This is a genomic window from bacterium, from assembly GCA_040756715.1.
Classification (GTDB): Bacteria; UBA9089; UBA9088; order UBA9088; family UBA9088; genus JBFLYE01.
Genome location: JBFLYE010000088.1, coordinates 1,545 through 14,778 on the forward strand (window position 1 = coordinate 1,545; position 13,234 = coordinate 14,778).

The 13,234-nt window shown below is 36.9% G+C and carries 14 protein-coding genes and 2 pseudogenes; all 16 read right to left on the reverse strand.

The window, feature by feature from the left end:
* Positions 1-107: pseudogene (locus tag AB1397_03385) on the reverse strand (hypothetical protein).
* An 84-nt stretch (positions 108-191) separates the two neighbouring features.
* The gene (locus AB1397_03390) at positions 192-653 is read right to left on the reverse strand and encodes a hypothetical protein (GenBank protein ID MEW6482032.1); all 462 of its coding nucleotides are present in this window, start codon (positions 651-653) and stop codon (positions 192-194) included.
* Positions 635-991 carry a nucleotidyltransferase domain-containing protein gene (locus tag AB1397_03395; protein ID MEW6482033.1) on the reverse strand — a complete coding sequence of 119 codons (357 nt, stop codon included), beginning with the start codon at positions 989-991 and terminating at the stop codon, positions 635-637. Before AB1397_03395 ends, AB1397_03390 begins: the two co-directional genes overlap by 19 nt.
* A 161-nt stretch (positions 992-1,152) precedes the next feature.
* A complete protein-coding gene (gene fmt / locus AB1397_03400; protein MEW6482034.1) occupies positions 1,153-2,046 on the reverse strand; it encodes a methionyl-tRNA formyltransferase in 894 nt (297 codons plus the stop codon).
* A complete protein-coding gene (gene folK / locus AB1397_03405; GenBank protein ID MEW6482035.1) occupies positions 2,043-2,564 on the reverse strand; it encodes a 2-amino-4-hydroxy-6-hydroxymethyldihydropteridine diphosphokinase in 522 nt (173 codons plus the stop codon). Before folK ends, fmt begins: the two co-directional genes overlap by 4 nt.
* A pseudogene (mnmA, locus tag AB1397_03410) lies at positions 2,561-3,572 on the reverse strand (tRNA 2-thiouridine(34) synthase MnmA). The gene folK and the pseudogene mnmA overlap by 4 nt, the downstream one beginning before the upstream one ends.
* Complete coding sequence (ispE, locus tag AB1397_03415; GenBank protein MEW6482036.1) at positions 3,569-4,414, reverse strand: 4-(cytidine 5'-diphospho)-2-C-methyl-D-erythritol kinase; 846 nt, start codon at positions 4,412-4,414, stop codon at positions 3,569-3,571. The pseudogene mnmA and the gene ispE overlap by 4 nt, the downstream one beginning before the upstream one ends.
* Entirely contained in the window at positions 4,405-5,622 is a 1,218-nt protein-coding gene (locus tag AB1397_03420) for a S1 RNA-binding domain-containing protein (GenBank protein MEW6482037.1), read from the reverse strand. The genes ispE and AB1397_03420 overlap by 10 nt, the downstream gene beginning before the upstream one ends.
* On the reverse strand, positions 5,612-6,484 hold the full coding sequence (folD, locus tag AB1397_03425) for a bifunctional methylenetetrahydrofolate dehydrogenase/methenyltetrahydrofolate cyclohydrolase FolD (protein MEW6482038.1): 873 nt from the start codon (positions 6,482-6,484) through the stop codon (positions 5,612-5,614). Before folD ends, AB1397_03420 begins: the two co-directional genes overlap by 11 nt.
* 52 nt (positions 6,485-6,536) lie before the next feature.
* Positions 6,537-8,126 (reverse strand): arginine--tRNA ligase, encoded by a 1,590-nt coding sequence (gene argS, locus AB1397_03430; GenBank protein MEW6482039.1) that lies wholly within the window; start codon positions 8,124-8,126, stop codon positions 6,537-6,539.
* Entirely contained in the window at positions 8,123-9,841 is a 1,719-nt protein-coding gene (locus tag AB1397_03435; protein MEW6482040.1) for a NuoF family protein, read from the reverse strand. The genes argS and AB1397_03435 overlap by 4 nt, the downstream gene beginning before the upstream one ends.
* The gene (locus AB1397_03440; GenBank protein MEW6482041.1) at positions 9,819-10,325 is read right to left on the reverse strand and encodes an NAD(P)H-dependent oxidoreductase subunit E; all 507 of its coding nucleotides are present in this window, start codon (positions 10,323-10,325) and stop codon (positions 9,819-9,821) included. Before AB1397_03440 ends, AB1397_03435 begins: the two co-directional genes overlap by 23 nt.
* 6 nt (positions 10,326-10,331) lie before the next feature.
* Entirely contained in the window at positions 10,332-11,321 is a 990-nt protein-coding gene (locus AB1397_03445; protein ID MEW6482042.1) for a phosphoribosylaminoimidazolesuccinocarboxamide synthase, read from the reverse strand.
* Positions 11,314-11,769 carry an AIR carboxylase family protein gene (locus AB1397_03450; GenBank protein ID MEW6482043.1) on the reverse strand — a complete coding sequence of 152 codons (456 nt, stop codon included), beginning with the start codon at positions 11,767-11,769 and terminating at the stop codon, positions 11,314-11,316. Before AB1397_03450 ends, AB1397_03445 begins: the two co-directional genes overlap by 8 nt.
* A complete protein-coding gene (gene ftsZ / locus AB1397_03455) occupies positions 11,770-12,849 on the reverse strand; it encodes a cell division protein FtsZ (GenBank protein MEW6482044.1) in 1,080 nt (359 codons plus the stop codon). It lies immediately after the preceding gene.
* Between the two features lie 136 nt (positions 12,850-12,985).
* A partial coding sequence (locus AB1397_03460) for a T9SS type A sorting domain-containing protein (protein MEW6482045.1) occupies positions 12,986-13,234 on the reverse strand: 249 nt, incomplete at its 5' end.

Genomic DNA, 13,234 nt, shown 5'->3' on the forward strand with positions numbered 1-13,234 from the left:
CCTGCCCTTCCCATTGTTCCATCAGAAAGGACAACATCCACCTCAATGGTTGGATTTCCCCTTGAGTCAAAGACCTCTCTTGCTTTAACATCAGCAATCTTTACCACTTTAATCTACCCCCTTTCATTCCCCCTTTCTTCAAGGAAGGAGAATAAATCTTAAATTTCTACCTCCTTTATTTACATTTAATGTTACTTTTCTTGTAAAACATCTAGAAATTCTTGTATATCTTTGCTATAGATTTCTTTAAGTTTCATTGCATCTTCAAGAATCAATCTAACCTTTCTTTTATCCAGTTCATAAGAATAGGCGTGCCGAAAAAAGTGTCTGAAGGCTCTAAGGTTATCTAATAAAACATAGCTTTTCTGTGAGATAAAAGGCGGCCGAACCCCTTCAATGGAAATGGTCATTCTTTTAAGTAGTTCCAAATGGTATCTACTTTTATCAGAAATGTAATTTTCAAATGTATCAGCTATTATTTTGAATAAATCCTCAAAGGCACAATAGAGGTTGTGCAATTGATACCCAATGCTTTCTATTCCTGGCATTCCCTTTTTCCCTCTACGCTCTTCAAGTTTTATATATATATTTTCTATATCCCTTACTTGAGCCTTTACATCTGCCTTTAATATAGCTAATCTTCCCTTATCCATCTTATACCTTCCTTTTTCACTTTATTCTTAAGCCTATGGCCTTCCAATTGAACAATATCCACATCTACCCCAACCTCACTTGAGATAAAAGACATTGCCTTAAAAAAATTATAGTCTTTTAATCCCAAAAATCCAATGTCTATATCAGAATCTTTCATAAATCTTCCTTGTTTAACTATTGAACCAAAGAGATATGCCTCCTTAAATGGAATCTCTATAGATAATTTGTTCAACGCATTAAAAACCTTTTCTATCAACCGAACCCGTAAATCCTCTCCTTTCTTCTTCTTGTCTTCAATGGTTGCATCTAAGAAATAGGTTGAAAATTTTGTCTTCATAAACAATTATTCCCTATGTTTAGGTATCCTAAATGGCTTCGCTTTCCCTTCGTATTCCAAAATCCTAAATAAATCTGCTCTAGGCTCTTGGCTCAAACTCTGACCCTTCAGCCTTGAGCTATTCTGTTTAGAATTTTGTGCGTTGGGATTATCCCGAATCCTTAAATCCTTAAATCCCGATTTTTCCCTTTAACTCCACAAAGAAACTCATAGCCAGAGATAGGCCTTTTCCCACTTTTTTGAACCAAATCAAGGACAATTGAGCCTTTGCCACAACCTATAATTAACCCTTTATCCTTTTTTCCCAGTATTTTTAAAGGCTCTCCCTCAATCTCAGAGAGCCTTGCCTTTAATACCTTTATCCTTTCATTATAAAGTCTCATCCAAACACCAGGGTCCTTTGGAACACCCCTTATAAGGTTAAAAATCTTCCTATTTTCCTCTTTAAAATCAAGCTCAATAGCCTCTTTTATCTTTGGAGCAAATGTGGGAATGCCCTCCTGTTTTTTCCTTCCTGCCTTTCCTTCTTCAATCAAAGAAATTACATCCCTTAGGGCATCTTTTCCTATTTCAGAAAGCCTTAAAGATAGGCTTTCATAATCATCAATTTCTGAAATATCAATTTCTCTTTGGAGAATTATATCGCCTCCATCCATTGTCTCATCCATCCAGAATATGGTTACACCAGTTTTCTCCTCTTGGTTTATCAAAGCCCAGCTAATTGGAGATGCTCCCCGATATTTTGGAAGCAAGGATGGATGGAGGTTTATCGCCTTATAGTTTGAAATTATCTCCTTTGGTAATATCTTGCCATAAGCAACAACCACAATTAGATCAAAAGAGATTTGTGAAATAATAGGAAGAATGTCATCAGTTTGAAAAACCCTTATTCCAAGAGATTCTGCGATGAGCTTTAAAGGATTTGGAAAGATTTTAAGGCCCCTTCCCTTTGGCTTATCTGGCTTTGTTATTAGGCTAATATTGTGTTTCTTCTCAAAAAGCCCCTTTAAAGGCAAAATTGCAAAATCTGATGTTGCTAAAAAAAGGATGTTCATTTTTTATCAAGCTCTAAAAGAAGCTCAGAAATTGTCTTCTTATGTATGGGATGAATAAAATCCTCTGCTATTTCTTGAAGACAAACAAGGGCAAATTTTCTATTTATAAGCTTCTTATGAGGAATAACAAGGTCTTTCTCGTTAATTACAAGCTCTCCATAGAGGAGGATGTCAATATCGATTATCCTTGGGCCATATTTTTTTGCCCTTTTTCTTCCTATCGTTTTCTCAATTTCTTTAAGCTTTAAAAGAAGATTTTGGGGTGAAAGGTTTGTCTCAATCTTTATCGCACAATTTAAAAAAAATGGTTGGTCTTTATATCCCCAGGGTTCTGTCTCATAAATTCTTGATGTTTTAATTATGGATGCTATTTTATCAATAAAGGATAGGGCATTTTCAATATTTTTAGACCTATCTCCAATATTTGAACCCAAAAGAAGAAACGCATTGACTTTGGGATTCGGGATTTTTGCTTTTTCATTCCGCATTCTAAATTCCCCATTCCGCATTTCATTCATTCTATTATTCCACCCCCAAGAACAACATCTCCCTCATAAAACACAACAGATTGGCCAGGGGTAATGGCAAATTGGGGCTTTTCAAATTTTACCGCTAGCCTACCCTTCTCAATTTTTCTCACAATTGCTGGTTCGTCCTGGCTTCTATACCTTATTTTGCAAGATACATTTCTGGGTTCTTCTATATCAACAAAAAGATTTATATCCCCTAAGTTTAATTCGTCTTTATAAAGCCCTTCCCTTTCTCCTACAATAATTGCATTTTTCTCTTTATCTATCCTGATTACATAGAGGGGCTTCCTTGCTGAAATGCCTATTTTTTCCCTCTGTCCAATGGTAAAAAAATGAAATTCCAGGATGGCTTCCTAAAACATTCCCCAATTTATCCAAAATAGGGCCTTCTTTTACTAAATCGGGGTGTTTTTCCAAAAGGTATTTTTTATAATCATTATTAGGGATAAAGCATATCTCGCTGCTCTCTTTTTTTATGGGAAATCCCAATTTCTTTGCAATTTTTATTACCCCATCCTTTGTCCTGCATCCAAGTGGCATTAGAATATGCTTAAGATATTCCCTTTTTATTGGATAGAGAAAATATGATTGGTCTTTTTTTAAATCAATCCCTTTCTTAAGCCTTCCCTTTTCTATCCTTGCATAATGGCCTGCGGCAATATATTCTACATCCAATTCTTGTGCTTTTTTTAAGAGAAAATTAAATTTTATGTATTTATTGCACATTATACAGGGATTTGGCGTTATCCCATTTTTATAACATGCTACAAATTTATCAATTACCATTTTTTTAAAGCTATCCTTAATGTCTATTGAATAATGAGGGATTCCCAATTTAGCGGCTATATTTTTTACATCATTTATTTTGCAACACCTATTTTCATCTTCCTCCATCTTAAATGTTATCCCAATAACATTATACCCTTTTTCCTTAAGCAAATAGGCACAAACAGAGGAATCGATACCACCGCTCATTCCCACAAGAACGCTTTTCATATCGGTTTTACAACCTTTGCCTTTATCCTAAGATAAAGCAGGGCTTTTCTTACCCTTTCTGCATCCTTTCTTTTGTTAAAAATCCCAAATAATGTAGGGCCTGAACCTGACATCAAGGCATTTAAGGCACCCCCTTTTATAAGATATTCCTTCATTTTTCCAATCTCTGGATATTTTCTTATGGTTACAGATTCAAGACAATTATGTAAATTCTTTGCAATCCCAAAAATATCCCCATTTTTTATTGCCAAAATCATCTTCTCTATTCCGCATTCCGCACTCCGCACTCCGCACTCCCCACTCCCCATTCCCCATTCTTGATATACCTCCCTTGTGGATACCTTAAATGGAAAAACAACAAGGAGAAAAAAACAATCCGGGATTAAGGGAAGCTTTATAAGTTTTTCTCCCTTTCCTTCTCCTAAACATGTTCCCTTCTCAAGGAAAAAGCAAACATCGGCTCCAAGCCTTTCCCCTATTTTTTTTAATTCATCTAAAGAGAGGGAAAGCCCCCAAAATCTATTTAAAGCAAGGAGGCATTCTGCACAATTTGATGAACCTCCACCCATGCCAGCAGATATGGGAATATGCTTTTTAATTACAATTTTTGCCCCCTTTTTGCCACCTGTATATTCAAGTAAAGAAAGGGCTGCTTTATGGACAAGATTTTCTTTTTCTAAAATAGGAGGGCAAAAAACACTTAATGCAGGGGCTGGAAATATCTTTATCTTGTCGAAGAGACTTATTGTCTGGAATATTGTTTTTATATTATGGAAGCCATCATTTCTTTTTCCTTCTACTACTAAAGAAAGGTTTATCTTGGCAGGGGATTCTACTTCCACTTATTGCGTTTTGATCTTTGCATTTTTTTGTTTTGCTTGCTCTCTAAAATCTCAGAAAGTGTAAATCCACCCTTTCTTTGGCTTCTAAGGAATCTTTCTACCTGGTTATCTTCTTTTATGCCTTTTAAGCTCAATGTCATCTTTTGTTTTTCTGGATTAAGCTCTATTACCCTTACCTCTATCTCCTGACCTTCACTTAATGCCTCCTTATCCATCTCCCTCTTTGGAAGAAATCCCTCAACATCATCAATGGTTACAAAGGCATAGTTTGGTGTTATCTTTGATACCCTTCCAGAAACTACAGAACCAATATCTAATCTATTCCTTATGGTCTCCCAGGGTGAAGGGAGTGCATCCTTAAGGCTTAATGAAACCCTGTGATTTTCTTTATCAACCTTTATCACAACAAGAGGAACTACTTCACTTTTCTTTAAAACATCTTTGGGGTGCTTTATATTTCTGTAGGAAAGCTCAGAGAGAGGGATAAGGCCCTGAATCCCTCCAATATCAACAAAAGCACCAAAATCTGTAAGCTTTACAACCTTTCCAGAAACAATTTTCCCATTTTCCAACTCATTGATAAGCCTTTCCCTCCTTTTCCTTTTCTCATCCTCCTCTACCTTTCTCAAAGAAAGGACGACATCCTTTTTTTTCCTATCAAATTCAAGAATCTTAAGTCTAACCTCTTTCCCAACATATGATTCAAGATTCCTTACAGGTTCTTTCTTTATATGGGAAATGGGAATAAATCCAGGGATACCAAGGTCAACTACCAATCCCCCCTTTACTTGAGAAGAAATCATCCCAGAAATAACCTCATCCTTAGAAAACGCATTTTGAATTCTATCTAAGGCCTTTTTAAGGTCTGCCCTCTTTTTTGAAAGGATAAAATTTCCATTATTATTGGATAAAACAATTACCTCTATTTCATCCCCTATTTGGACAATATCATCAGGGCTTTTAAACTCCTTTAAAGATAATTCATTAAATGGAATTATTCCCTCCTCTTTTAGCCCAATAGAAATAAGGATGCCCTCATTGCTTTTTCCAACCACGACCCCTTTTGTAACAATTCCTGGATTTATCTTTGGAAAATTCTTTTCATAGAACAATGCCTTTTCTAGTTTTTCTTTTTTTGCTTTATCGCTTTCCTTTCCTATCTTTGTTTCAACCTCTCTTATTGCCCTTTTTATAATGTCATTCTCCATTTTGTTTTTCTGCAGAGGTTACTGTATTAACAAGAAGCATTGTTATGGTCATAGGACCTACGCCACCGGGGACAGGGGTTATAAACCCTGCCTTTTTAGATACATTTTCAAAATCGCAATCGCCAACAATCTTTTCACCCATTCTGTTTATTCCCACATCGATAACACAAGAACCCTCTTTTACCATATCTTCTTTTACAAATTTTGCCTTTCCTATGGCAGCGACTAATATATCAGCTCCTTTACAAATATCAGAAAGGTTCTTTGTCTTTGAATGGCATATTGTAACTGTAGCATTAGCAGAAAGGAGAAGGAGGGCTATGGGTTTTCCAACAATATTTGACCTTCCCAAGACAACAGCATTAGACCCTTCTATTTTAACAGAAGATCTTATAAGCATTTCCATAATCCCATAGGGTGTGCAAGGAAGAAAAAGTTTATTTTCTTTCATCTTATAAAAATCCTTTTCTAAAAAGAATTTCCCCACATTATAATAATGAAAGCCATCAACATCCTTATTGGGCGATATAGAAGACAAAACCAAATTTTCATCTATATGTGAAGGAAGGGGAAGCTGAACAAGGATTCCATGTATGCTTTTATCAGAATTTATCCCTTCAATGAGGGAGATAAGTTGATCAGAGGTTATATTTTCTTCTAAATTGTATTGCCTTGAGTATATTCCAAGCTTTTCGCAGGCAGATGTTTTGTTTCGGACATAAACAATGGATGCGGGATTGCTTCCTACAAGGATTGTAGCAAGGCCAGGGGTTATCCCCCTTTTCTTTAGCTCATCAATCCGTCCCCTTAATTCAGCCCTTATTTCTTCTCCTATTTTCTTTCCATCTATTATTTCAGCCATTCTATTGCTATTTTATATAATAACGCCAAGAAAAGTAAAGAAAATTTTTTAATCACATTACACAAGGAGCAGATATTCCAAGCAAAGAAAGCCCATTTTTTGCAACAATCCTTGAGCCATTTATTAAACAAAGCCTTGCTTTTGTAAGAGCTAGATCATCTGAGATTACCCTGTGGTGATGGTAATAATTATGGAATATAGAGGCAAGGGTGATAAGATAATTTGCAATCCTGTGTGGCTCAAGGAAAATAGCTGATGCCTTTACCTCATCGGGAAATAAACAAAGGTGTGTCATTAGCCTATGCTCCTCCTTTAGGGTTAAAAGGCGATAATCTGGATTTTCTCTTCTGATATTTTTTTTCTCTGCCTCCCTTAAAATAGAGCAAGCCCTTGCATGGAGATATTGGATGTAATAAACAGGGTTTTCCGCCGATTCCTTCTTTGCCAATTCCAGGTCAAACTCAAGGTGTGTATCAGATTTTTTTGTTAAAAGAAAAAACCTGGTGGCATCCCTTCCCACTTCATCGATAACCTCTTTTAGGGTTATAAACTCACCCGCCCTGGTTGACATAGAGACAAGCTTATCCTTCCTCTTCAGGGTTACCAATTGATAGAGGATGATTTTAAGCATATTTGGATTATATCCCATCAGGGAAAGCCCAGATTTTATCCTTTCAATATAGCCATGATGGTCTGTTCCCCACAGGTTTATCAAAAGGTCATATCCCCTCTCAAATTTCTCCTTATGATAGGCAAGGTCTCCTGCATAATATGTTGGTCTTTCATTTCTCCTTACCAAAACCCTATCTTTACAATCAGAAACACTTGATGTCTTAAGCCATAGGGCATCATCCTTTACATAAGAATGCTCCTTTAATGATGAAATGAGGTTGTTAATCTTTCTATTATCATACAAATTGCTTTCATACTCAAATCTATTAAATTCTACACCAAAATTTAAAAGCTCATCCTTTATTCCAGAAAGGATATTTGAATATGCAAATTCTTTAAAATATTTTAATGGCTTATTCCTTGCATCTTCTTTGATTTGCTTTGCAATCTCTATAAGGTAATCACCTTTATAGCCATTCTCTGGAATAGGTAGATTAAGATACCTTGCCCTTAATGATTCTCCAAGCAGGTCAATCTGTGTTCCCACATTGTTGACATAATATTCTCTTTCCACAGAAAAGCTAGAGAATTCAAGAATTTTTGCTATAGAGGAGCCATATGCTGCACCCCTTCCATGACCTATATGAAGGGGTCCTGTTGGGTTTGCACTAACAAACTCAATTAAAACCTTTTTTCCTTTGCCAATTAAAAGCCTTCCAAAATCCTCATTTTTATTGAGCTTTTCCATCTCTTGATATAATCTTTCATCCTTTATCCATATATTCAAAAACCCTCCAATTACCTCCATTTTTTCAATATATTTGCCCTCTATTTTTGATTTAAGAAGCTCTGCTGCTTTCTCTGGTTTAATTTTAAGAGAGCCTGCAAGGATAAAGGAAAAATTTGTGGTAAGATCTCCATATTCCTCCTTTGTGGTTGAGGTAAGCTGTAGCTCTGGAAGCCCTTCTTTTATGTTAAATGAGCTTACCGCCTTTTTTATATCACTCTCTATCTCCTCTTTTATGGTCATTCCTTTTTTGGCTCTTCGGGTTTAGAGAAAGACCAATGACGAACAGGAAATACACCCTTGCTTTTGCATAAGGGACAAAATTTTTCTTCAATATGAACCCTGTAATCCTCTGGGAAATTTTCTATGGTTGAAAGGACAGGATTAGGGGCGGTTTGACCAAGTCCGCAAAGGGAAGATTCCTTTATCAATTTAGCAAGCCTTTTAAGCTCTAGAATGTCTTCTTGCTTCCCTTTTCCTTTGGTTAGACGGGTTAAAATATCAAGCATCTTTTTTGTTCCAATCCGACAAGGCACACACTTTCCACAGCTTTCATTCTGAACAAATTCCATAAAGAACCTTGCAAGCTCAACCATACAATTTGTCTCATCCATAACAATCATTCCGCCTGAGCCCATTATCGCACCTTTTGAAATCAGGCTTTCATAATCAACACCAATGTCAAGGTCTTTTGAAGATAAGCACCCTCCCGAAGGCCCTCCAAGCTGAACAGCCTTAAATTCCCTTTCCCCTAAAATCCCTCCACCAATTTCAAAGATAATCTCCCTTAAGGTTGTTCCCATTGCAACCTCAACCAGGCCTGTATGTTTAACCTTTCCAGCCAAAGCAAAGATTTTTGTTCCCTTTGATGTTTTTGTTCCAATTTTTGCATAATTATCCCCTCCATTTTGGATGATATAGGGAATATTGGCAAATGTCTCTACATTGTTTATCAAGGTAGGCTTTCCAAAAAGCCCGGATTTTATAGGGTATGAGGGTCTTGGCCTTGGCATTCCCCTTTTCCCCTCAATGGATGCAATGAGGGCAGTTTCCTCTCCACAGACAAATGCACCAGCACCCTCCCTTACCTTTATTTTAAAAGAAAATCCAGAGCCTAGAATATTTTCACCCAAAAAACCCAATTTTTCTCCCTCTTTAATAGCAATGGTAATGTGTTTAAGGGCTAGGGGGTATTCTGTTCTCACATAGACAAAGCCCTCTTTAGCACCTGTAGCATAGCCTCCTATAATCATCCCTTCCAAGATTAAATGGGGATTTCCCTCCATAAGGGCCCTGTCCATAAATGCACCGGGGTCTCCCTCATCAGCATTGCAGATAATGTATTTTACAGGGGATTTCTCTTTTCTTAAAAACTCCCATTTCATCCCTGTGGGAAAACCACCTCCTCCCCTTCCCCTAAGACCAGATTTCTTTACTTCTTCTATGATTTCATTTTGAGGAATAAAGAGGGCAAGAGATAAGGCAGAATAGCCATTGTATTGGATGTAATGGGAAATGTTGGTTGGGTCTATTTTGCCATTTAAAGAAAGAAGCCTCCTTGTTTGCTTCTTGTAAAATGGAATATCAGATGTTTTTATAATCTTTTCTTTTGTATTTGGGTCTTCGTATAGGAGTTTATCAATTACCTTTCCTTTTATAATTGTCTCTTCAATAATCAAGGAGACATCCTCGCTGGTTATCTTTGAATAGAAGATGTCTTGAGGAAGGATAGTAAGCAAAGGACCTTTTTCACAAAAGCCTGGGCATCCTGTCTTTAATATCTCTATATCAAGATTCCTTTTTTTTACCTCGCTCTCAAAGAGCTCTGAGAGCCTCTTTGCACCCAAAGCAAGGCACCCTGCGCCATTACAAATGGAGATCGTTGTTTTTTGTAGATTGCGAGAGGATACAATTTTCTCCCTATACTCTTTTAGCTCATTGGATGACCCTATCTTCATATTTTATGTATTTGCCTGTTTTTTCTATTGCCCTATAATGGTTTATAATCATCTCTGTTTTATGAAGGTTCATTTTACCATAATATTCATCGTTTATCATTACAACAGGGGCTAAAGCACAGGCACCAACACAGGCTACTGTTTCCAAACCCCATATAAAATCTTCTGACACCTCATCCTCTTTTATGCCGATAAGCCTCTTTATTCGGGTTAAATTTTCCTCTCCTCCCTTTACATGACAAGCTGTTCCCCTACAGACCCTTATGGTATATTTTCCGCGTGGCTTAAGGGAGAAATGGTGATAAAATGTAATAACGCCATATATTTTTGAAAGGGGAGTTTTCATATATTTGGAAACCATAACAATGGTCTCCTCAGAGAGGTAGTTGAATGCCTCTTGCGTCTTTTGAAGAACAGAAATTAACCCCTCATCTTTATATTTCTCTATTATCTCAATAAGCCTTGTTTTATCCTTATCTTCCATTAAATCCTAAATCATTTTATAATATTCCTTAATCCCTTTTACTATCTCCCTTAAAGGAGGGACTTTGAACCATTCCCTTTTTGTAATCTCATTGCATACACTACAATAGATTTGTGAGATTAGCAATTTTAGTTTATCGGGAAGGGGCTCTGGTTTTGCTTTGCATATTTCCTTAAAATGCTCCCTATCTTCTTTCTTTGCTTTTTCTTGTGCCTTATACCACTCTGTTTTTCTGTAATAAAGCCTTGCTATCTCCTTGCTTACGGGAAATCCCTCATAAGTAGCCCGACATTCGTCCAATGTTCCCAAGACATCAACCACCATCAAATGCCTTTTCTCATCAAATCCAAGCTCTATCTTTCCATCCTCATTTAATAAGCCTATCCTTGAAAATTCTTCTGTGATAAGGCCATTAACGATACTTGCTATATTTTTTAATTTTTCCATTTCCCTATTGCTTAATCCAGATATTGAACAAGCCTCATCCCAAGTTATGTACCTATCTGTTCTTTCAAGCTTTGTAGAGGTATCCAATATTGGCTTAGGAAGCCTTTGGTTTGGAATAGGCTCTTTATCCAACCCCAAATCCCTAAGGGTAATCTCTCCTTCTTTTAGCCTTCTAAAAATAGAGCTTCCACTTGGTAGATAATTTCTATAGATTACCTCAATAGGGATCAAAAAACAACCCTTTTCCTTTTGATATATTGAATAATCATAATGGCCATCCTTAAATTCTGGCTTAAAAACCCTTAATAGCTTAACCTCAATTACATTCTCTCTATAAGACTTAAGATAGTGGGTTTTAATGCCCCTATTCTCGCATTTTTCAAAGAAGTATGATGAAAGGATTGCACTTGATGCTCCCTTTTGTGGAATAAGATCTGGCATTTCTCCCCAATCAAAGACAGAATATCTATCTGAAAATACAAACCTTGCCCTTCCGAGTTTAGTGACTGTTGGTTCTTCTAAAACCTCTATGTCTTTTACGCTACCCATTGGAGTCGTTTGTTGCCAGGGATTCCTTTATATTTTTTTGGTAATCTCTTATTTTTTCTTGGATTTCTTTGTCTTTAAGCCCCAGTATTTTAAGAGCGGCAAGGGCTGCATTCTCTGGCTCTAAAACAAGCATAGAAGCAACAGAGGAGGGCATCCTTATGCTTGAGAATATATCAAACCATTCTGGGTTTGGAGGGCAGGCTATAACAGGAAGGTGTGTTTGGAAATCAACCAATCCCGACAAGGCATTGCTTCTTCCAGCAACCGTAATAAAGACAACATTGTCGTTTTCATATTCCTTAATAATTTCAAGGCATTTTAGGGGTGTCTTATGGGCTGATGCAATCCTTAAAGAAGCTTCTATTCCAAATTTTTCTAAAAAAGAGGCTATTCTTTTTGACCAGTTAATCTCAGCCTTTGAACCAATAATAATAACTACCTTAGCCAATTAACGCGACCTTCTTAAAAATGCAGGTATTTCTAAGTCTTCGAGGATAGAATGTTTGATTTCTTCTGGTTTTATCTCTTGCTTTAAGGCAGAAAGTCCACTGCTTTTTCTTCCAAAACCTGTGGCGATTACTGTAATCTTCATCCTTCCAGCAAAGCTTTTGTCAATAACCGCCCCAAATATGCAATTAACATCCTTATCTGCCTTCTCCATTACTAAATTGCAAGCCTCATCTACCTCAGATAAGGAAAGGTCCTCACCACCGGTTATATTTATCAATATTCCGGTTGCTCCATCAATGGATGTTTCCTCAAGCAATGGCGAGTTTATTGCCTCTTTTGAAGCCTTTTTTGCCCGATCCTCTCCCTCTCCAAATCCTATACCCATTAATGCCTTTCCCTTTTGGTTCATAATTGTCTTAACATCAGCAAAATCAACATTAACAAGACCTGGGGTTACTATCATCTCTGTGATTCCTTGAATTCCATGAGAAAGAACCTCGTCTGCCTTCTTGAATGCCTCAGAGATAGAGGTATTTTTTTCACTAACAGAAATAAGCCTTTGATTTGGTATAGTAATCAATGCATCAACCTTTTCAGCAAGCTTTAAAATTCCCTCCTCTGCCTGACGCTGTCTCCTTTGGCCTTCAAAGAGAAAAGGCTTTGTAACCACAGCTACGGTAAGGCTACCAATATCCTTTGCTATTTCAGCAATAATGGGAGCAGCTCCTGTTCCTGTTCCACCACCCATTCCTGCGGTAATAAAAACCATATCCGCACCATACAATGCATCCCTTATTGCCTCCTTGTCTTCCTGTGCTGCCCTCTCTCCAATTTCGGGAAGAGAACCTGCACCTAAGCCCTTTGTCAGCTTAGCACCTATTTGAATCTTATGGGAAACAGGGCTTGTGTTTAGAACCTGAAGGTCTGTATTTGTAACAATAAACTCAAGGCAACCCCTATTTGAGCTATTAAACATCCTGGATACTGCATTTGAGCCTCCTCCGCCGACACCGATTACCTTTATCAAGGTTCTAAATTCCTTTTGCTCCTCTTGTTTTTCCTCTTCCAAGATAAACATTTTTTCCCTCCTATAACTTTAATCTCTTTATAATAAATTTGTAAAGAAATTTTTTTCATTTTACCAATTTAAAATCTACAATTCCATTGTTTTCCGCTACCCCCCTTTCCAAATATACAAAAAAAGCTGATTTTTTTCACTTCACAATCATTGATTTAACCGCAGAAAAGTCCCCGGCCTTTATTTTGTAAAAGTATAATCCAGAGGAGAGGTTTTGTCCAGCATTATTTTTTAGGTCAAAAAATATTGCCCTATCCTTTTGGGTATATGAGCCTTTCTTTCTTTGTCCTAGCTCTATTGTCCTTACCTTTTGTCCTAAGATGTTATAGATTTCAAGAGAAACATTTGAATCCTTGGAAAGCTTGAATGGGATATAGCAGGCATT

Excerpts from the sequence above, each read along its gene's own strand:
- argS (MEW6482039.1), bottom strand. The coding sequence starts at position 8,126 with ATGACCATAAAAGAGGAGATAGAGAGTGATATAAAAAAGGCGGTAAGC.
- folD (MEW6482038.1), bottom strand. The coding sequence starts at position 6,484 with ATGGCTGAAATAATAGATGGAAAGAAAATAGGAGAAGAAATAAGGGCT.
- AB1397_03435 (MEW6482040.1), bottom strand. The coding sequence starts at position 9,841 with ATGAAGATAGGGTCATCCAATGAGCTAAAAGAGTATAGGGAGAAAATT.
- ftsZ (MEW6482044.1), bottom strand. The coding sequence starts at position 12,849 with ATGTTTATCTTGGAAGAGGAAAAACAAGAGGAGCAAAAGGAATTTAGA.
- AB1397_03395 (MEW6482033.1), bottom strand. The coding sequence starts at position 991 with ATGAAGACAAAATTTTCAACCTATTTCTTAGATGCAACCATTGAAGAC.
- folK (MEW6482035.1), bottom strand. The coding sequence starts at position 2,564 with ATGAATGAAATGCGGAATGGGGAATTTAGAATGCGGAATGAAAAAGCA.
- AB1397_03420 (MEW6482037.1), bottom strand. The coding sequence starts at position 5,622 with ATGGAGAATGACATTATAAAAAGGGCAATAAGAGAGGTTGAAACAAAG.
- AB1397_03390 (MEW6482032.1), bottom strand. The coding sequence starts at position 653 with ATGGATAAGGGAAGATTAGCTATATTAAAGGCAGATGTAAAGGCTCAA.
- AB1397_03445 (MEW6482042.1), bottom strand. The coding sequence starts at position 11,321 with ATGGGTAGCGTAAAAGACATAGAGGTTTTAGAAGAACCAACAGTCACT.
- fmt (MEW6482034.1), bottom strand. The coding sequence starts at position 2,046 with ATGAACATCCTTTTTTTAGCAACATCAGATTTTGCAATTTTGCCTTTA.
- AB1397_03440 (MEW6482041.1), bottom strand. The coding sequence starts at position 10,325 with ATGGAAGATAAGGATAAAACAAGGCTTATTGAGATAATAGAGAAATAT.